This window comes from Ruegeria arenilitoris (genome assembly GCF_013031355.1).
Lineage (GTDB): Bacteria > Pseudomonadota > Alphaproteobacteria > Rhodobacterales > Rhodobacteraceae > Ruegeria > Ruegeria arenilitoris_C.
This window is the reverse complement of sequence record NZ_WPZO01000015.1, coordinates 1-18,385: the sequence shown is the minus strand read 5'-3', so window position 1 is coordinate 18,385 and position 18,385 is coordinate 1. Positions and strand designations below refer to the sequence as shown.

Sequence of the window (18,385 nt, the reverse complement as noted above, 5' to 3'; positions counted from 1 at the left end):
TATGAGGGCCGCACTAATCGGACAAGGGATTTCTGGCTCCATGACGCCTGAGATGCACGAAGCGGAGGGCCGGGCGCAGGGTGTCGATCTGAGCTACGGTAGGATCGACACTGCAAAAGAGCCATTTCGTGGAATGTCAGTCGCTGATTTACTGCATTATTCCGTTGAATTAGGCTGTGCAGCGGTCAACGTGACACACCCCTACAAAGCATCAGTCATTGATCATCTTGATGAGCTTTCCAAGACTGCTGAGGAGCTTCAAGCTGTCAACGCGGTGGTTTTTTGTGACGACCGAATGGTTGGCCACAACACCGATTACATAGGTTTCCACAGTGCCTTCGGAGATTTTTTGGGGTCATCGAAGACTGAAACGGTTCTCTTGTTTGGTGCTGGTGGCGCGGGCAGTGCAGTCTCTTTGGCTTTGCTTGATTCAGGCGTTCGAGATCTGGAGATCATCGATCCCGACTTCCGCCGAGCGCAGGCGCTGGTCAGTCGACTAAAGGTCTTGCGCCCTTATGCAAAGCTTCAGGGTTCCCCCTCGATTTCGTTGGATCGGGTCAAATTTGTGGACGGAGTGGTAAACGCAACACCGCTCGGGATGGATAAGTACCCCGGGTCGGTAATTGATCCATCATTGTTGCGGCCGGACGCTTGGGTGGCAGATATAGTATATTTCCCGCTCGAGACACACCTTCTGAGCAGCGCCCGCACAACTGGGTTGAAAGTGATGAATGGTGCTGGAATGGCAGTTTATCAGGCTGCAGCGTCTTTTGAAATCTTCACCGGCTGCACCGCCGCAATCAGTCGTCTTCAAAACGTTTTCGATTCACTTCGTCAGCAGCGCATGCGCGAGTTTAGAGGTGCAACGGTATGACAAACGACGAGCAAGCTATCCGCCAATGGTGGCGTACCTCCATCATCGACATGAAGCCCGGTCAGATCGCTTTTCGTGGCAACGCCATAGAGGATCTGATCGGGAACGTATCTTTCCCGAAGATGATCTGGCTGATGGTGCGGGGTGATCTGCCTAGCGACGCACAGGCGCGCCTGTTCGATGCTGCTTTGGTCGCAGGCGTGGATCACGGTCCGCAGGCCCCCTCGATTGCGGCTGCGCGTATGGCAGCCACCTGCGGGGTAGGTCTCAATAATGCGATGGCGACTGCGGTGAACATGCTGGGCGACGTGCACGGCGGGGCAGGAGAGCAGTGTGCAGAGCTGTACTATGATATCGCAGTCCACATGGATGCGGGAGCTTCGCTGAATGACGCTGTTCGGGATGGCTTGGACAGCTGGCGCGAGACCTACGGCAAAATCGTATCGGGCTTTGGTCACAGGTTTCACAAGCCCGTCGACCCACGCGCACCACGATTGATGCAACTTGTTCGAGATGCGGCGGCAGAAGGCACAGTTTCTGGCCGGTTTGCCGATATCGGAGAAGAAGTTCAGGCCGAACTCGGTCGTCAACGCGGCGGTCGGCCAATTGCCATGAATATCGACGGCGCGACAGCCGTGATTTTCTGCGAGCTTGGCTTTCCTGCGCCCTTGTCGCGGGGGCTGTTCTGCCTGTCCCGCTCGGTCGGAATACTCGCCCACGCCTGGGAGCAGATGGGGCAGGGCGGTCGGAACAAAGGGCCGATGCCCCCGAATTACTTACCCCTCTACGAAGACAGGAATGATGACACGTGAGACATCGAAATCCTTCCGGGTCGGCCTTATCGGCTGTGGTCGTATCAGCGATATCTATCTAAAAACACTATCAAAATTTTCGAACGTCAAGGTTGCGGCTTGTGCAAGCCTTGATCCTTCGGAAAGCCGCGCCAAAGCGGAACAATACGGTGTCGCCAAGGCCTGCACGCCAGATGACGTGTTTGACGATCCGACGATTGACTGCGTTCTGAACCTGACAATTCCGGCGGCGCATGCCGAAATCAGCCTGCGTGCGTTAGAGGCGGGCAAGCACGTATATTCCGAAAAGCCACTGGTCATGAACCGATCGGATGGAAAAGCGATCCTGCATACGGCCACTGAAAAGGGGCTACTGGTCGGTTGCGCACCCGACACGTTTCTGGGCGGTCGTTGGCAGACCGTTCGGCGCTTGATCGATGAAGGCGCTATCGGGAACCCAACAGGGGTTTTTGCCCATGTCGGGACCCACGGGACGGAGCGCCACCATCCCAACCCGGATTTCTACTACCAGACCGGTGGCGGGCCCTTGCTGGACCTTGGCCCCTATTACCTGACCGCCATGATTTTTTGCCTTGGGCAAATTGACCGGGTCGCCGGAATGGCTCGGCGCACGTTCGACAAAAGGATGATCGAAAATGGCCCTCGCAACGGCGAATGGATGGATGTCGAAGTCGACACGCACTCCCTAAGCCTGCTTCAGTTCTCATCCGGAGCTATAGGGTCGATGACCATGAGCTTCGACGTCTGGGATAGCGAAACCCCACGGTTCGAGATCTATGGTGAAAACGGAACCATCAGCATCCCTGACCCTGACCCGGTTCACGGAGCCAACATCTTTCAGGGGGATGTCTGGCTGAAAACGCGAGACACCTCGCGCTGGTCTCATCAGCCTCGTCCAACCGGTCGCGAAGACTGGCAGGTGGTCGAAAACAAACACGGGTTCAATGAAGACAGCCGCGGTCTCGGCCTTTTGGATCTGGCCCTGGCGGCGCAAGAAGGACGCCAACTCCGTGCAAGTGGAGCGCTTGCCTACCACGTTTTCGAGGTCATGGACGCGATCGAACGGGCGCCGAAATTCGGCGCCTATCAAACGATAGAAAGCCGTTGCGCGGCTCCGGAGCCTTTGCCGGTCGATTTCCTTGACGATGAGAGGAAGGAATTGGTCCATGCCGATTGAGACACTCGACTTTGCTCAGCCCTTCTTTCGCGTCCAGCACATAACTGACGAGCGCAGAATTTCTATCGAGGGTCGCGCCATCGTCCTTAACCTTGGGGGGCGAAATCTCTCTGTCGAGGATCAGACCGTTGCACCGCTTTCTTCCGTGATCGTGCAAAACAGCACGCTTGGCGGCGTGGAATGTGCAGTCATTGTCCACGGTTTCGATGCCCATGCCGATGAAAACGAGTTGTTCGCATGGGTGAAAGATACGTGGCCATCTGCTTTTGATGTTCGCCAAGAGGAGCGTCTGCGCGGTGTCAGCCACTACATGTCGCCAAAGGTCTTCGTAGGTGATCTTGGACTGACCATGTACCATTCCGGTTCGGTCCCATTGAATGTCGGATTGCACAAGGATCATCCGTTCTGCCCGGTACCGGGGTTTCGCGAAGTGCATACGCAAATCGTAGGCTTTGGCAAAATGCAGCAATGCCGTGAGCGGGATGTTGAGACCCTTTACCTCGAAGAATTCATGGCCCCGGGGGCGACACACAAGCCGATGTATGACGCCGAAGGCAACTATCCCTGGCATCAATACGAGACGATTACCCCCAGCATTTTCATGGCGGTGGAAATGCTGCCAGAAGGCGTACGGGTCCCGGAAATGGAGATTCAGAATGGCTGAGAGACTTTTACCCGAAGACCTGAACTTTGACGGACCTTTCCCCCGGTTGTCTCGCCGTTTGCGGCTGGGCGTTGTTGGCGGCGGACGTATCTCTGTCACGCAGGCAACGGCCGCGCGGATGACCGACCGGTGGGAGATCACCGCGGGAGCGCTCAGTTCTGACGCCGCGCGAAGCAAGGCGCGCGGGGCCGAGTGGTTCCTGCCGGCCGACCGGTGCTACGCGTCGTTCGAGGAGATGGCACAGGCCGAGGCGGCACGCCCGGATGGCGTTGATGCCGTCATGATCACTACCCCGAACCACGTTCATTTTGAAGCTTCCAAAGCGTTTCTGGAGGCAGGCATTGATGTACTGTGCGACAAGCCCCTGACCAACGAAGTTGCCGAGGCCGAGGGGCTTGAGGAGATCGCCGCGCGCACGGGACAGACCTTTGCCGTCGGATATGCGATGTCGTGCTTTCCAGTGATCCGGCAAGCCAAGCAAATCGTGGCCGACGGAGCTATCGGAAAAATCAACCAAATACATGTTGAGTTTATGCAAGACTGGATGACGCCCGAAGATGTGGCCGATGCGCCTCATGTAAAGTGGCGGCTGGACCCAAAGATTTCTGGCCCGACCAGCTGTGTCGGCGATATCGGCACCCATGCCGCGCATCTGGCCAGTTTTGTCTCGGGCCTGCCCTTGACCGACCTACGGGCCGAGTTTCATGTCTGCGGCGCGCCAAAGCCTTTGGAAGACACGGTGTTCATGTTCACCTGTTACCAAAATGAAGTCCCCGGAACCTTGATGGCAACACGCCTTGCCCCCGGAAACCGGGGTGGGTTGCGCCTGCGCATATTCGGGAACGAAGGAGGCCTCGAGTGGGACTTGGAGAACTCGGAGCAGCTGAAGTTCAATCGGTTCGGTGAGCCGGATCGTATCATCAGCCGAGGTCACGGGCATGGTATCGGACCCGGTGCGGAACGACTGATCCGTACCGCGCGCGGCTTCCCCGAAGGGATTATCGAAGCCTGGGCCAACCTCTATACGGAGTTTGCCATGGCCGTAGCAGCGCGCCGGGATGGTGTCGCGGTTCCGGCCGATTGGCTGACCTATCCCAGTGTCAATCAAGGCGCAGACGGTGTCCGATTCATTGATGCCTCCGTGCGCTCTCACCAGTCCGGAGGTGACTGGGTCACTCTCTAAGGCTCTGTCAACACGAATGTAAAACACGCCCGGGCCGTTGCCCGGGCGCTTTCATTTACGGTTCACTATTAAAAGTTGATATTTTTTAAAATATCAGATATTTTTTACTACGTGTGATGAAATTGAGATTCGCAGACACGTGGAGCTGTCGTTCATGGTGAAACCCGAAGAGGCTGGCGCAAGCCCCTCTCTCTATTCCTTGGCGCATCTGACGCTGATTGGCTGTACGCCGCCCGAGTTGGTCTATATCGCCGCGCGGGCCGGTTACGATGCCGTCAGCCCCCGCTTCATTCCGATGCATGTGCCCGGTGAATTCACTCAATCTCCAATCGACAAGGCACAGGTGCATGCCACCAAAACTGCTCTCTCTACCACTGGCTTGAAAGTCCTCGATGTCGAACTTGCGCGCATCACCGAAGATGTCGATCCACGCAGTTTTGAACCTTCTCTGGAGATTGGTGGGGAGCTCGGCGCTAAGCGCATAATCATGAGCGCATGGACCAACACCCGCGATGATCGTGACTTTCTGATCGACGTCTATTCCGAGACCTGCGAACTGGCGGCGCCCTACGGGTTAACGGTGGACCTGGAGTTCCCGAGCTTTTCCCGCCTGCGCACTCTGGATGAGGCGCTTGATATCGTGCGTGCCTCCGATCAGCCCAACGGCGGTATTCTGGTCGATACGCTTTACCTGCACCTCAGCCGCGTTGATTTGGGAGAGTTGCTACACGTCCCCTCGGATCTGTTTCATTTCCTGCATATCTCTGATTGCCTGCCTGGCATCGCCGATACACGCGAGGGCATGATCCAGCTGGCCCGTGATGCAAGGTTGTATCCCGGCGAAGGCTGGATTGATTTCACCGGCATCATCGAACGGATGCCGCCCGTCGACTACTCCATTGAATTGCCCAACCAAAGCCGCGTTGCCGAGTTGGGATATGAAGAACACGCGCGTCGCTGTCTCAGCCACGCCAAGCGAACATTCGGCGAGGCGCGGTCACAGCGTCGTGTGCCCGATGCTGCAATTCTAAAACACCAAGAGGATCATCATGGGCAAAGAGCTCACTGAAAACGACCGCAACATGGCGGCCGATATGCTGACGCGCGCGCGCGCTGCCATGGCCGAAATCGAGGATTGGGATCAGGACAGGCTGGATCGCCTGTCTCAGGCCATTGCATGGTACGCAGGGAACGAGAAAACCTTCACCCGTCTGGCCCAGCAAGGCGTGGACGAAAGCGGCATCGGAGATCGCGAAGGGCGTCCAGCGAAACGATTCAAGATTCACATGGTACTGCGTGATGTCCTGCGCACTCCATCGACCGGTATCGTCGAAGTGGATGAGGAAAAAGGTCTGGTGAAATATGCCAAACCTGCCGGTGTGATCGCCTCCCTGATCCCGATGACCAACCCGGCAATGACTCCACCGGTGACCGGCGTGTCCGCCGCGAACGCCCGGAATGCGGTCATTTTCAGCCCGCATCCGCGAACCGCCCATACTACCCTTGAAATGGTCGAGGTCATGCGTGCAGCTTGTCGTGCTGCCGGTGCCCCCGAGGACTTGTTTCAATCTATTCGCAAACCGTCGATCCCATTAACGCAACATCTGATGGAGATCTGCGACCTGACTTTGGCGACGGGTGGCAAGCCCATGGTCAAAGCAGCCTACAGCTCGGGACGTCCGGCCTATGGCGTCGGCGCGGGCAATTCATCCATTGTCATCGATGAGACAGCCGACTTGGACATTGCCGCTCAGAATACACGCATATCCAAAACCTCTGACTTCGGGTCCGGTTGCTCGGCCGACGGCAACATCATCATCCAGCGCTCGGTTTACGACGATATGGTCAAAGCGCTTGAGGCCGAAGGTGGATACCTCTGTTCGGATGAAGAGAAAGCCATGCTCGAAGCGGCCATGTGGGACGAGAAGGGAAACCGTACGTTCCCGACCATCGCCTGTCCGCCGCAGCAAACGGCCAAAGTCGCCGGTTTTAGCATCCCAGAAGATCGCAAGTTTCTGATGGTTGAAAATCAGGGGCAAATCGGCCCGCAGCACAAGTTCTCCAAGGAAAAACTGACCACTCTGATGGCGCTTTATCACTTCGACACGTTCGATGACGCGCTGGAAACGGTCAGTCAGATCTACAACACCGGGGGCAAGGGCCATTCCTGCGGCATCTACAGCCACAATGACGATCACATCGACCGGTTGGCGCGTCTTGCTCCGGTCAGCCGTATGATGGTTCGACAGCCTCAGTCCAAGGCCAATGCGGGTGCCTGGACCAATGGCATGCCTATGACCAGCAGCCTGGGTTGCGGCATCTGGGGCGGCAACATCACCAATGAAAACGTCACTATGAAACATATGATGAACTACACTTGGGTCAGCCGCCCGATCCCCGAGGATCGCCCCTCGGAGCAGGACCTGTTCGGTGAGTTCTACGGACAGGAGGTCGCGTGATGGACGGAGCGAAACTGGACGGCAAAACCGTTGCCGAACATATCGTTGACTTTCTCGAACGCCGTGAGATCAAGCATGTATTTGGCCTTTGCGGGCACACGAACATCGCGGTTCTGGCTGCGTTGGCGGAAAGTCCCATCGATTTCGTCACCGTGCGGCACGAACAAATCGCCAGCCACGCGGCGGATGCATATGCTCGCGTGACGGGCAAGGCCTCGGTGGTGTTGTCCCATCTCTCCCCGGGGCTGACCAATTGTGCAACCGGGGTCGCCAATGCCGCATTAGATTGTATCCCGATGGTGGTGATCGCAGGCGACATTCCCACGCATTACTACGGTAAACACCCTCATCAGGAAGTGAATCTACATGCAGATGCCGCCCAGTGGGAGATCTATCGACCCTTCGTCAAACGTGCCTGGCGGGTGGACCGGGCAGACCTGATGGCCGAGATCCTGGAAAAGGCGTTTCATCTCGCTGAAAGTGGCCAGCCGGGGCCGGTACTGGTCAATGTCCCCATGGACATCTTTTCCGAGGTGATCCCCTCGGACAGCTTCGACCGTATCCGCGACAACACGCGCGCGCTCAAGAAACCGTCGATTGACGACGAGACAGCGCGAGAGATTGTCGAAGCGTTGGCTAAAGCCGAAAACCCAGTTGCTTATGTCGGAGGTGGTATTCTTCTGGCACAGGCCAGCGAGGAGTTGCGAGAATTTGTTGACCATATGGGCCTGCCAGTCGCGCATTCCCTGATGGGTAAAGGCGCGTTGCGAGACGACCATCCGCTTGTGTTGGGAATGACCGGGTTTTGGGGCACTGAATTGGTCAACCAGTCCTGCTTGAATGCGGACTACATCTTTGCCGTGGGCACTCGGTTCAAAGAGGCTGATTGTTCAAGTTGGTACCCTGGCTACACTTTCAACATTCCCGGATCGAAGGTCATTCATATCGACATTGAACCGCAGGAGATCGGTCGGAACTATCCCACCGAGATCGGAGTCGTTGCTGACGCCAAGGCCGCATTGCGCGTCCTCAACCGGGTCGCCCGCGAGATGTATCCGGACGGCTTCAAGCGCCCCACGCTGGAGCAGAATATCGCTGGCTTCCGGACGGACTTCAAAGCGCGCAACGTGGAAATGGCGACCTCATCGGCCTTTCCAATGATGCCCGAGCGTATTCTGGCAGATACCCGCAAGGCACTGCCCGAGGATGCCATCATCACCACGGACGTCGGGTGGAACAAGAACGGTGTCGGGCAACAGTTCGACATTTTGACGCCGGGTTCAATCCTGACCCCGGGCGGGTTCGCGACGATGGGTTTCGGTCCTCCGGGCGCGATCGGCGCGAAACTGGCGGCACCTGATTGCGTTGTCCTCAGTCTGGTCGGTGATGGTGGCTTCGGTCAAAACCCGTCGATGCTCGCAACGGCCGTCGAACTCGATCTGGGCATTATCTGGCTGGTTATGAACAACAACGCCTTCGGAACCATAGCAGGTCTGCAAAAGGCGCATTACGGTCTGACCTATGGAACAACGTTCCCCGGATCGGCCGCAGCTCCCGCAAACGGGCCGGGTTATGCCGACATAGCGCGAGCCTATGGCGCGGAAGGACACAGACTCAGCGCTGCCGACGAACTGTTGCCTGCACTGGAAGCGGCAATCGCCAGCGGCAAGCCAACCGTGCTCGATGTGCCAATGATCAACAACCCAACACCAACGACCGGACATTGGAACATCTTGGACATATACTCGCCGGACAAAGAGGTATCTCACGTCGCGACTTGACGAAACTGGGCGCGTTCAGACGCGCCCAGTTTCTTGTGTCAATGCTCATCCGTGTTCGAGCAAATATCAACAGCTTCGAGGCGGCGCAGTCTTCGTTGTTGTGTGTCTGAACTTTTTTGTTGGTTAGCTACTTTCACCGAAGCACGTGAGACAATGTCAAATTGCAATAACACTGAAGTATGTGCGTTCTTAGCGTTCAAGTTTTCGCTCCCGTAGCGAATGGCAGGTTCGACGGGATGCGTCGCGGCATCACCAACAGGTAGCCAACGGCAGCTTAGGGCCGTTCCAATCTGAGCGAGGTGGGGCGGTCGAGAAGATGTCGCGATTGCTTCGATGCCAGCGTCGAGCCCAACACGGCAGTGCAAAAGACACACTTCGCCGGCCAGCGGCAGACGACAAATTTGCCCATCCGGGAGGGGTTGAGTTTTCTCCAATCGAGCGGTTACGCTCTAAGCCCCTTACAATTCAATTGCATGACCCTTTTCCGTGAAACCCTTTCTCAACATTTACGCGAGGTTCCGAATTGCAAAAGTTTAGCAAACTCAACGTAGGTGCTCTGGCCGTTGTCTTCCTTGCACATGCATTGATTGCAGCCCCTCTGGAAGCGCAGGAGGGCGCCCCGGAGACCTATGCACTGGAAGCAGACGTGGTTTACGGACAGGGGGTCGTGACGAAAGAGGGTAAGGAAGTTTCGCGCGACTTGTGGATGGACATCTATCATCCGACGGAAGCCACAGCCCCGCCGCGACCGGCTGTAATCCTCACCTTCGGTGGCGCATTCCATCGCGGCAGTCCACGGCTTACGTTTCAGTCCGGTGGTGCTCAGGATACCTCGATGGGCAATTATTGCCGTCGGTTTGCCGCGCGGGGCTATACGTGCTTTGCAATCGATTATCGGCTGACGCCCGAAGGGCCTGTGCCATCGGGTGAAGGTTATCAAGCAGATTGGATCGCGCCCGACAGTCTGTTGTCTCTATTGCCCCAAGCCAACCTTATTCGGGGGACTATGGACCTGCCGCCGTTTGATTTCAGCATCCCCGAACAAGAGAAGATAATGGTTGATGGTGTGATCTCGGCGGCCGAAGATTTGCGCACAGCGGTGCTACATATCCGGGAAACCGCTGCCACTTACAATGTTGATCCGAACCGTATTGTGCTTGGCGGGTTTTCCGCAGGCGCAGTGACGTCTTGGAATGTTGCACATGGTATGGGGGTTCCTGTTTCTGGTGTCTTTCTCCTGTCGGGAACAGATGCCGGGTTTGACGTGAACAAGGCGGTTACAGCTTCGTCAGACAGACCGCCGATCCTCATGTTTATGGGTCAGTATGATCTGGCTGGCGCGCTGTCTTCCATTCCCCTCCTTATCGCTCACTACGAAAAAGTTGGCGTGGATCATGAGTTTGCGTGGGTGCCGGGCTTTGGTCACTTCTATCCTGCCGGTGCAGCCAGCTTGGGTGGCGATGCAGTGAGCACGTCCGTGGAAGGTCGGATTGCCGAGTTCTTGGAACGTGTTATCGGCAACGGGCAGTGACCCAGAGCTTAGTAGCTGCAAGCGGCGGTTGGCTGCTGTCTGAGCATTGATCGCCTTGAGAAATGCCCGCTTGTTGCACCAACTGTGATTTCGGTAACCACCAAATTTCGCTACTGCAGCGAATGTCTCCTCTGACGGGCCGCATCGCAGCGACGGAACTCGTTGGCCAACGGCAGTTCAGGGCCGTTCGAAGCACCTGAGATTGGACGGATTCCTGCCTTTCGCTGCAGATTGGTTCAACGACAGATCTCGGGGAAAACCGCCCTTCCAAGGCTGGAACACCTTACGGAACAGAAAACCTTCTCTTCCACTGAACAACACGCAATTCATCGCGTTTCTCATATTCTGTAATAGCTTCTCCGATGTCCCGGTGAACTTGATCCTCTCGATCTTCTCCGAGATCGGTCATGCGCATGGTGAACCAAGCGGTCATTCCTCCGGGCGGCAAGGTGGCAAAGCGAGGGAAAGAGGGGTCACTTTTGCCTGTCTGCCATGTTACGGGCAAGGAGGGATCAAGGACAATGCCCCGTGCCACTCCCACGAAATCGACATCCCCTGATCGAACTGCAGATTCAGCCTCCTCTTTGCGTTTGAAGCCGCCGGTGACCATAAGTGGAACCGAAATCAGTCGACGCGCAGCGCGTGCAAACTCGACGAAGTATGGCCCCGTCGTCGCGCGTTCCGAACTGGAGGGTGCCCCGGGGAAATAGGTCCCGCCGCTGACATCCAGAAGGTCGACATCCTTGCCTTCAAGCCCGGCAACGACTTCGAGTGCTTCGCCTTCCGTCAGGCCTCCGTCGAGTTGATCAGTTGCATTTAGCTTTACTGCTACCGCAAAGTCGGATGGGACCGACGATCGAACGGCTTCGACCGTTTCAAGGAGTAGCCGCATCCGCGCCTGTATCGAACCGCCATAGGCATCAGTTCGGCGATTAAAAAGTGGCGACAGAAACTGGCTCAGGAGGAAGCCGTGTGCGGCATGGATTTGCACGCCGCCAAATCCCAATTCCGCCGCACGCAGTGCGGTGCGGGCAAAACAATCTGGGACGGCCCTTATCTCGGCGATTGACATGGCTTCGCTGCGGAAATCAGGAAAGTCGATGGCGCTTGGCCCACGGGGTTTGCTGATCGGAAGATGAGCCATTGCCCCCGCATGCCCAAGCTGCAACCACAATTGGGCTCCGTTAGCCGACCCGCGCCGCGCAAGGTCGCGAAACGCTTTCAGGTCGGCGGCATCATCCAGAACCAGATTGCCCGGTTTCTCGGGATACCGCGGATCACCTTGCACCTCGCCGATGATCGACGCGGCAAGCCCCCCTTCAGCCCAGCGTTCATAAAGCCGCATCTGAGCGGGAGTTGGGTTTCCCTGGCCATCCGCCAGCGAATCCGACATCGCTGATTTGATGATCCGGTTCTTCAATACACGACCATTTGGCAATGTGAGTGGTGAGAAAAGAGAGACATTCGAAGCGGTGTGCAAAGCGGTTTTCCTTGGAGTTTTCATCTCCACCTGAGATACTTTGGATCACTTTGCATGATAAGTTGGCTCCTTGGATCATATCTTGATAGATTCTGGAACAGATGACACAAAAGACAGAAATCGAGATCCTTCTGGCCGTTGTTGATCACGGCAGTTTCTCAGCCGCCGCCAGAGTGTTGGGATACACCCCGTCCGCTGTGGGCAAACGGGTGCATCAACTGGAGCAGCGGTTGAAAGTGCCGCTTCTTGTCCGCTCAACCCGGCGCATGGCCTTGACCGATGCAGGGCAGCGATATGTGGAGGAAGCGCGGGGTCTTCTTGCTCGCCTCACAGCGCTGGAAGAGGATATTGCCGATGATGGCGACAGGCTGCGCGGCACAATCCGCGTGACAAGCGCCGCGGCTCTTGGCCGCCTGCATGTAGTTCCATTGACGATCGAATTCATGGAACGACACCCTGAGGTTGAGATCGAATTACTACTGACCGACAAGTTGGTCGATTTGGTCGGAGAAGGCTTTGACCTTGCGATCCGCAGTGGTGTCTTACGCGACTCGTCCCTGGTCTCGCGAAAACTTATGACCAACCGGCGGGTGCCATGTGCCGCACCTGCCTATCTCAAACAGCATGGCGCCCCTCAGCAACCGGAAGAGCTTATCACACACAAATGTCTACGCCTGGGCAATGAGAGGCACCTTTCGGATTGGGGGTTTGCCCGAGCACCACACGGGCATGCACGGCTTGGCCCCGGGTTCATTTGCAACAGCCTGGAAGCACTCCATTCAGCATGCTGCGCGGGGCGGGGCATTGCTTGGCTGCCAGAGTTTCTCATCTCCCAAGACCTGTCAAATGGCCACCTGATTTCGGTGTTGACTGATTGCACTGAACAAGACGCCGGTGGTGGGGTCTTCATTCTACGCCCGGAAACAACTTTCTTGCCGCGACGGGTACGGGTTTTGATCGATTTCCTGGTGGACCACTTCCCTGGCATTCGAGCCGATTGAGCCGGGGGAATCTCGCACTTGCCGCGAACTGCAATGCTGACTGCAACTGCAGAAATGACTTAGAGCGACTTATGGCAGGAACGGGCCGTCCTTGAATGTCCATTCCATCAGAACCATTCGAGGGAAACGGTTTCTTGAGCTTCCCAACTGAAACCCCGGGGCCTTGGTTCAGAAATCGAATTTTTGACGCAGAATAGACGCTGATTTGCTGGCGGGTGGACGATCCGCTGACAGCAGGCGTCGATGCTGTCTCCCATCAACTGAATAAATTTGCAGGAGATTGGAGCAATGAAACACGTAAACACAGTAATTATCGGTGGTGGAACAGCGGGCCTGTCCATGGGACGATGCCTAGTCGAACACAGCGTTGATCATGTCATTCTGGAGCGGGGACAAATTGCTGAACGATGGAGGAGTGAACGTTGGCACTCCTTGCGTATGTTGACGCCGAACTGGCAAAGCCGCCTGCCGCATTGGCAATACACTGGGACTGACCCGGATGGATTCATGACAATGTCCGAGTTCATTGACCACCTCGAAGCATATGCCGAGTCCTATGATGCACCGGTCGAAACCGGCACCACAGTGACAGACGTCCAAAAGCGATCGGATGGTCGGTTTGTAGTGACTACGAACAGAGGTATCTGGATGGCGACTAACCTTGTGGTAGCCACTGAATTTTCGATTTGCCACGTGTTCCGGAATTTGCTTCGAATGTGCCGCAGGATATCACTCAAATTGTCCCGGCCGAATATCGCAATCCAGCGCAAATCTCCGAAGGAGGCGTCCTGATTGTTGGGGCGTCAGCAACGGGCTTGCAAATTGGTGAAGAGCTTTTGAATGCAGGGCATGAAGTCACTCTGGCCGTTGGCACACATATCCGCGTGCCCCGTCGTTACCGCGGTCGGGACATCCTTTACTGGATGGACACAATCGGTGCCTTTGCCGCCGAAGCCAGCCCGGCTGACGAGCGTGGCATGCCCCCACCTCAGTTGGTCGGTTCGTTGGACAATCACGATCTGGACATTGGTGTTCTGCAAGGCCAGGGGGGCCGCCTGGTTGGTCACGCGACAGGTATCAGTGGCCGGACTATGCAATTTGCACCGGACCTGGGCGAAACAATTGGAAAAGCAGATAATCAGATGTTCCAGTTACTTGAAAAAATTGACGGCTTCATTGCCGCCAATGAAATCCAGCCACCAATGGATAAACCAGGTGCTGTTCGTCCAATCGACATTCCCGCAGCACCTCAAGCCTTGCATCTCGATGCCGAGAATATCTGCACCATCGTATGGGCGACAGGTTATGTGCGCCGATATCCGTGGCTTCGAATGCCTGTGCTGGATTCGCATGGCGAGATCTTGCACGAGAACGGTATCACTCCGATAGACGGGCTTTATGTCTTGGGGATGCGGTTCCAAAGGACCAAAGGGTCGAACATCGTGGATGGTGTCGGTCGGGACGCTGAGTACCTGAGCGAGCATATGCTGCGGCGCGAAACCGTTCAGGCGGCATAGGTCGAGATAACTAAGGCAAAGCCAGCCGAAGCGTGTTGAGAATCAAGGCCCGATCCTCGACACGTTCGTAGGGAAGGGTGTCCGTAAAGGCCAGGACATCGAAATCAAGTGAAGTTTGGTGAAGGGCATCCAAAGCTCTTTGTCGAGCATCATGATCCGCAACCTTCGTGCTGGCGACAATGGTGTAAACCAGATCGTCGATACGCGGACGAGCGATCTGTTGAAGAACGTCGAGAGCGTCGGCATAGAGACCCTGGTGGACCAATGCGCGGGCAAGGTGGCTCCAATACCGCTGGGGATGGTAAGGGTTCAGTTTCAAGGACTGCCGAACCCATCTCTCACCTTCTTCAGCCTCACCGGCAAAGGTCAGCAACTCGCCCATCGCACAGATTGACCGATCGTCATTGGGATTCAGAAACAGTGCCCGCCGCTGATGCCAAAGCGCGCGTTGTAAGTTGCCACGAGACAGGCTCACTTGAGCCAGTACCCGGTGGCATTCGCTTTCATCCTCGTCGAGCTCAAGCCCTCGTTCGGCAGCAGCTTCTGCAAGATCAACGAGTTCGGGCACATCACCCAGGTTGTGAACCATTGCCTGACCGTATCCGCAGGCCAGCCAAGCATGGGCAATCGCGTAATTCGGATCACGCTTTATTGCCAGATCAAAACATTCAATGCAGGCCTGACAATCTTTGGCGGTGAAGAAATGGTGGTGATATTTTCCGCGCAAAAGGATGTCATAAGCATCAAGTCTTTCGACGGGCACCGATCGCACCTGTTTCAGGCGCGCAGTTTCAACACGGCCAACCAGCGTGACCACCAAAGTTGAAACAATTTCATTCTGCAATTCGAACACATCTTTCAGCGGTCGGTCATATGTTTCAGCCCAGACGGTAAGACCCCGCTCGCAATCCAAAAGCTGGACAGTAATCCGCGCGATAGTATCGGATCGGCGAACGCTGCCGCGCACAAGATAATGCGCGCCCAACGCGGCAGCCATCTCGGCTTCGGGGACATCTTTGCCACGATAGGCAAAGGACGAGCCGCGTGAAATCACCTGTAGATCGTGGAACCGGGAAAGTGCGGTTGTCAGGTCCTCGGTGATGCCGTCGGCAAAATACAGGTCTTCTTCCCCGGACAGGTTATCGAAAGGCAGTACAGCAACTACAGGGGTGGACGAATTGTCCTGGCCAAGGTGCAATTCAACGACCTCGTCTTGCCCTGCGTTCAACAGCCCATCCCTGATCTGCTGAAGCAGGGCTTTTGTTTCTGCTTCGGGCTCGACACCGAGTTCACGGTGGAGGGCTTCTTCGCACAACTGGTATTGTCTCAAAGCGTCCGTCCGGCGATTGGTTCGTGCCAACAGCGACATAAGCCCTCGGTGAGCGGACTCACACAGGGCATCCATCTGGAGACGCTTCCGATAGGCATCTTCAGCTGCTTCCAAACTCCCTTGCCGCACAAGTAGATCAGCCAATTGACCAATGGCAGAGCAGGCGCGGGCACGGATTTGCATACGAATATCGCGCAGCCAGTCTTCAAAAGCAGGTGACCGCACCTGGATATTTTCCAAAAGGTCTCCCTCGTAAAGTTTCAAGCAGGCTGCCAGCTTAAATTGGTCATTGCTGATCGCCCCCGATAGAAATTCCGCGATGTCAGAAGCGCAGTCTTGCCAGTCGAGCGCAACCAGATCCCCGTCAGTAACTATTACAGGCCCGCAAGACTGCCGAATGCTTGACAGAGCCTGTCGCAAATTGTGGCGCGCGCGCTCATCGCCCAGATTGCCCCAAAGGAGATCCGCCAAGTGGTCACGGTTGTGAGGAGTGTTCCGCTCTATTGCCAGATAGCCCAATAGCGCCTGGGCCTTTTTCGAGGTCGGCGTCAGGATACGATTTTTAGAAGATACCTCAAAATTACCCAGAACTTTCAGATGTATCCGATCGATCATGATCGGAGTATATGTGAAATTCTCTTGTAAGGAATGAGCTTTCTATGCGTGTCGCGCCTCGTTCTTCATAAGACGAGATCCGCAAAAGGTCAGAGGCAGCTTGGTGCCGAGGCGCCTATTTCGAACGCGTTAAAACCGCTACACTGGTTTGGGTACACTGGCTGGCGCCATCTCCCGACCACTGGAGGAATGAATGATTGAGCTGAAACCACCGCTGCGACTGGCCAGGGAGTCGGATGCTTCTCAGCTCGCTGAACTCGTGAATTATGCGGGAGAGGGCCTGCCTTATTACATCTGGACGGGTCTTGCGGAAAACGGCCAAGACCCTTGGAAGATCGGACGCGCACGACAGGCCGAAAAAGCGCGAGACGGTCAGATTGTCGTGGTGGATCTCGGAAGTGGAGCGGTTGCGAGCTTGACCGGCTACAAGATCGGGGCGGCACCGATGGAGATAGGCGAGGATTTCCCGGCTCTGTTTCGGCCATTGCAGGAATTGGAGAACCAAGCGCTCGAAAGCTGGTATGTGAATGTTTTGGCGTGCTATCCCGAACACCGCGGTCAGGGCTATGGGTCACGCTTGCTGGATTTGGCGGACGAAATCGCTCGGGCCGAGGGCTTAACCAGGATGAGCGTCATCGTGGCCGAAGACAACATCGGCGCGCGGCGTCTGTATGAACGAAAGGGATACAAAGAGGTCACTCAAGCCCCGTGTCTGAAAGAAGATTGGGAAACAGATACCGAGCGTTGGGTGCTTCTGACGAAATCGCTCTTGTGATCACGTTCCTTTTGAGACCGCGCAGACGGCCTTCCCAGACACCGTTTATGTGCAACCGCAGTGAAAGGCAGCTTTGAAGGGCTGCACCGCGGCGTTAAGGTTCCAGGTCGAGCGTCCGGTGTGGGCCGAGCCCGTCTAAACGCTGCTGGTGACTTTCAACGCCGACATTCGCAAAGCGGACAGCAATTCGATCAAGTGTTTCTTGTTCTTTGCGCTGTACTTGGTCGCTGTTGAAGAACGCTGGATGAAGTCCGCGTACTGATCAACAGTCAGGTCACAGCTTTCAATCGCACCCGAATACGGCTCCAGGACACGTGCGATGATCTCGGTGTTTCGCTTTGCGCCGGCCTCCAGCTCTTTCTGACTTGTCGAGGTCACGCCAGCAATGATGTCCTCGGCGTTGGGCGAAGATTGCAAGAAGTCATAGTGCTCTATGACAGCGTGTTTGAAGACGACATCGAGTTGAGCACCAAGACCGTCAGCTTTTTTGAGACCGTCTTCGATATCCAGAACTACTCTGTCTGCCAGCGACCGGATCGTGGCCCGCAACACCTCGTCTTTGTTCGCGAATGCCTTGTAAAGAGTTTGACGCGAGATACCCGCCTCTTGGGCGATGTCGCTCATACCCGTTCGCTTCACGCCGTAGCGAAGAAAAAGCCGTTTTGCGGCTTCGAGGATATAGTCATGGCGATCTTCCATGATTTACATATTGACAAATGGGCGCTTCGTGTCAATATTGACAGTTGCCCATGATGTGTCAATTTGTCAGGATGTGAGATGCCTAAACAATCTGGAAAAGTCGCGATCGTCACTGGTGCAAACAATGGTATCGGATTTGAAACAACGGTCGGTATGGCCGAAACAGGTTTCCACGTCGTCATGGCGTGCCGCAGCCTTGAAAAGGCCGAAGCGGCCAAAGCAAACGTTCTCGCGCGGATTCCTTCCGCATCAATCGACATCCTCGTGTTGGACTTGAGCGATTTAACTTCGGTTCGCGCGTTCGCTGAGGCTTTCCGCGACCGGTACTCCACGCTGGATGTGCTGATAAACAACGCGGGTATTCTGCTTTACTCCGCTCAAACGAACGCTGATGGTGTCGAGTTGCAATTCGCAACCAACCACCTGGGACATTTTCTGCTGACCGCACTTCTGATCGACATGTTCCCGGACGACCCCGCATCGCGGA

General features: G+C 56.0%; 17 protein-coding genes. 14 read left to right on the top strand and 3 right to left on the bottom strand.

Annotated features, from left to right (window positions below; all coding sequences use genetic code 11):
- Nucleotide 1 precedes the first annotated feature (1 nt).
- From GOX63_RS22075 to GOX63_RS22035, 9 genes are all read left to right on the top strand, one after another.
- Nucleotides 2-874, top strand: a complete 873-nt coding sequence (locus GOX63_RS22075; protein ID WP_170328645.1) for a shikimate dehydrogenase — start codon at nt 2-4, stop codon at nt 872-874.
- Nucleotides 871-1,686, top strand: coding sequence for a citryl-CoA lyase (locus GOX63_RS22070; RefSeq protein WP_170328644.1), 816 nt, complete (start codon nt 871-873; stop codon nt 1,684-1,686). Before GOX63_RS22075 ends, GOX63_RS22070 begins: the two co-directional genes overlap by 4 nt.
- The gene (locus GOX63_RS22065; RefSeq protein WP_254436068.1) at nt 1,676-2,863 is read left to right on the top strand and encodes a Gfo/Idh/MocA family protein; all 1,188 of its coding nucleotides are present in this window, start codon (nt 1,676-1,678) and stop codon (nt 2,861-2,863) included. The genes GOX63_RS22070 and GOX63_RS22065 overlap by 11 nt, the downstream gene beginning before the upstream one ends.
- Nucleotides 2,853-3,527, top strand: coding sequence for a hypothetical protein (locus GOX63_RS22060; RefSeq protein ID WP_170328642.1), 675 nt, complete (start codon nt 2,853-2,855; stop codon nt 3,525-3,527). Before GOX63_RS22065 ends, GOX63_RS22060 begins: the two co-directional genes overlap by 11 nt.
- On the top strand, nt 3,520-4,710 hold the full coding sequence (locus GOX63_RS22055; protein ID WP_170328641.1) for a Gfo/Idh/MocA family protein: 1,191 nt from the start codon (nt 3,520-3,522) through the stop codon (nt 4,708-4,710). The genes GOX63_RS22060 and GOX63_RS22055 overlap by 8 nt, the downstream gene beginning before the upstream one ends.
- Before the next feature lie 154 nt (nt 4,711-4,864).
- The gene (locus tag GOX63_RS22050; protein ID WP_170547239.1) at nt 4,865-5,779 is read left to right on the top strand and encodes a sugar phosphate isomerase/epimerase family protein; all 915 of its coding nucleotides are present in this window, start codon (nt 4,865-4,867) and stop codon (nt 5,777-5,779) included.
- A complete protein-coding gene (locus GOX63_RS22045) occupies nt 5,760-7,169 on the top strand; it encodes an aldehyde dehydrogenase family protein (RefSeq protein WP_170547236.1) in 1,410 nt (469 codons plus the stop codon). The genes GOX63_RS22050 and GOX63_RS22045 overlap by 20 nt, the downstream gene beginning before the upstream one ends.
- On the top strand, nt 7,169-8,950 hold the full coding sequence (locus GOX63_RS22040; RefSeq protein WP_170328638.1) for a thiamine pyrophosphate-binding protein: 1,782 nt from the start codon (nt 7,169-7,171) through the stop codon (nt 8,948-8,950). Before GOX63_RS22045 ends, GOX63_RS22040 begins: the two co-directional genes overlap by 1 nt.
- Before the next feature lie 523 nt (nt 8,951-9,473).
- A complete protein-coding gene (locus tag GOX63_RS22035; protein WP_170328637.1) occupies nt 9,474-10,481 on the top strand; it encodes an alpha/beta hydrolase in 1,008 nt (335 codons plus the stop codon).
- 283 nt (nt 10,482-10,764) lie between these two features.
- Here the strand turns inward: GOX63_RS22035 and GOX63_RS22030 are convergent, their stop codons facing one another.
- A complete protein-coding gene (locus GOX63_RS22030; RefSeq protein ID WP_254436067.1) occupies nt 10,765-11,961 on the bottom strand; it encodes an NADH:flavin oxidoreductase/NADH oxidase family protein in 1,197 nt (398 codons plus the stop codon).
- A 101-nt stretch (nt 11,962-12,062) separates the two neighbouring features.
- Here GOX63_RS22030 and GOX63_RS22025 point away from each other — a divergent pair, with 101 nt between their 5' ends.
- From GOX63_RS22025 to GOX63_RS22020, 3 genes are all read left to right on the top strand, one after another.
- Nucleotides 12,063-12,962: a LysR family transcriptional regulator gene (locus GOX63_RS22025; protein ID WP_170328636.1), complete on the top strand. Its 900-nt coding sequence runs from the start codon at nt 12,063-12,065 to the stop codon at nt 12,960-12,962.
- A 288-nt stretch (nt 12,963-13,250) separates the two neighbouring features.
- A complete protein-coding gene (locus tag GOX63_RS24180) occupies nt 13,251-13,754 on the top strand; it encodes an NAD(P)-binding domain-containing protein (protein ID WP_217356268.1) in 504 nt (167 codons plus the stop codon).
- Nucleotides 13,649-14,479 (top strand): hypothetical protein, encoded by an 831-nt coding sequence (locus GOX63_RS22020; RefSeq protein WP_217356274.1) that lies wholly within the window; start codon nt 13,649-13,651, stop codon nt 14,477-14,479. The genes GOX63_RS24180 and GOX63_RS22020 overlap by 106 nt, the downstream gene beginning before the upstream one ends.
- Nucleotides 14,480-14,489: 10 nt before the next feature.
- Here GOX63_RS22020 and GOX63_RS22015 read toward each other — a convergent pair whose 3' ends face one another.
- Entirely contained in the window at nt 14,490-16,424 is a 1,935-nt protein-coding gene (locus tag GOX63_RS22015; protein ID WP_170547233.1) for a BTAD domain-containing putative transcriptional regulator, read from the bottom strand.
- A gap of 193 nt (nt 16,425-16,617) precedes the next feature.
- Between GOX63_RS22015 and GOX63_RS22010 the strand changes: the two genes are divergently transcribed.
- Entirely contained in the window at nt 16,618-17,199 is a 582-nt protein-coding gene (locus GOX63_RS22010; protein ID WP_170547230.1) for a GNAT family N-acetyltransferase, read from the top strand.
- 135 nt (nt 17,200-17,334) lie between these two features.
- Here the strand turns inward: GOX63_RS22010 and GOX63_RS22005 are convergent, their stop codons facing one another.
- Nucleotides 17,335-17,898 carry a TetR/AcrR family transcriptional regulator gene (locus tag GOX63_RS22005; RefSeq protein ID WP_170547227.1) on the bottom strand — a complete coding sequence of 188 codons (564 nt, stop codon included), beginning with the start codon at nt 17,896-17,898 and terminating at the stop codon, nt 17,335-17,337.
- A 78-nt stretch (nt 17,899-17,976) separates the two neighbouring features.
- On the opposite strand from GOX63_RS22005, the gene GOX63_RS22000 reads away from it, so the two are divergent.
- Nucleotides 17,977-18,385: SDR family NAD(P)-dependent oxidoreductase (locus GOX63_RS22000; protein ID WP_170328632.1), on the top strand; the 409-nt coding region annotated here is incomplete at its 3' end.

What these genes read in the sequence shown, in the direction of transcription:
- GOX63_RS22005 (WP_170547227.1), bottom strand. Translation starts at nt 17,898, where the DNA reads ATGGAAGATCGCCATGACTATATCCTCGAAGCCGCAAAACGGCTTTTT.
- GOX63_RS22015 (WP_170547233.1), bottom strand. Translation starts at nt 16,424, where the DNA reads ATGATCGATCGGATACATCTGAAAGTTCTGGGTAATTTTGAGGTATCT.
- GOX63_RS22055 (WP_170328641.1), top strand. Translation starts at nt 3,520, where the DNA reads ATGGCTGAGAGACTTTTACCCGAAGACCTGAACTTTGACGGACCTTTC.
- GOX63_RS22010 (WP_170547230.1), top strand. Translation starts at nt 16,618, where the DNA reads ATGATTGAGCTGAAACCACCGCTGCGACTGGCCAGGGAGTCGGATGCT.
- GOX63_RS22050 (WP_170547239.1), top strand. Translation starts at nt 4,865, where the DNA reads ATGGTGAAACCCGAAGAGGCTGGCGCAAGCCCCTCTCTCTATTCCTTG.
- GOX63_RS22065 (WP_254436068.1), top strand. Translation starts at nt 1,676, where the DNA reads ATGACACGTGAGACATCGAAATCCTTCCGGGTCGGCCTTATCGGCTGT.
- GOX63_RS24180 (WP_217356268.1), top strand. Translation starts at nt 13,251, where the DNA reads ATGAAACACGTAAACACAGTAATTATCGGTGGTGGAACAGCGGGCCTG.
- GOX63_RS22045 (WP_170547236.1), top strand. Translation starts at nt 5,760, where the DNA reads ATGGGCAAAGAGCTCACTGAAAACGACCGCAACATGGCGGCCGATATG.
- GOX63_RS22075 (WP_170328645.1), top strand. Translation starts at nt 2, where the DNA reads ATGAGGGCCGCACTAATCGGACAAGGGATTTCTGGCTCCATGACGCCT.
- GOX63_RS22025 (WP_170328636.1), top strand. Translation starts at nt 12,063, where the DNA reads ATGACACAAAAGACAGAAATCGAGATCCTTCTGGCCGTTGTTGATCAC.
- GOX63_RS22060 (WP_170328642.1), top strand. Translation starts at nt 2,853, where the DNA reads ATGCCGATTGAGACACTCGACTTTGCTCAGCCCTTCTTTCGCGTCCAG.
- GOX63_RS22070 (WP_170328644.1), top strand. Translation starts at nt 871, where the DNA reads ATGACAAACGACGAGCAAGCTATCCGCCAATGGTGGCGTACCTCCATC.
- GOX63_RS22040 (WP_170328638.1), top strand. Translation starts at nt 7,169, where the DNA reads ATGGACGGAGCGAAACTGGACGGCAAAACCGTTGCCGAACATATCGTT.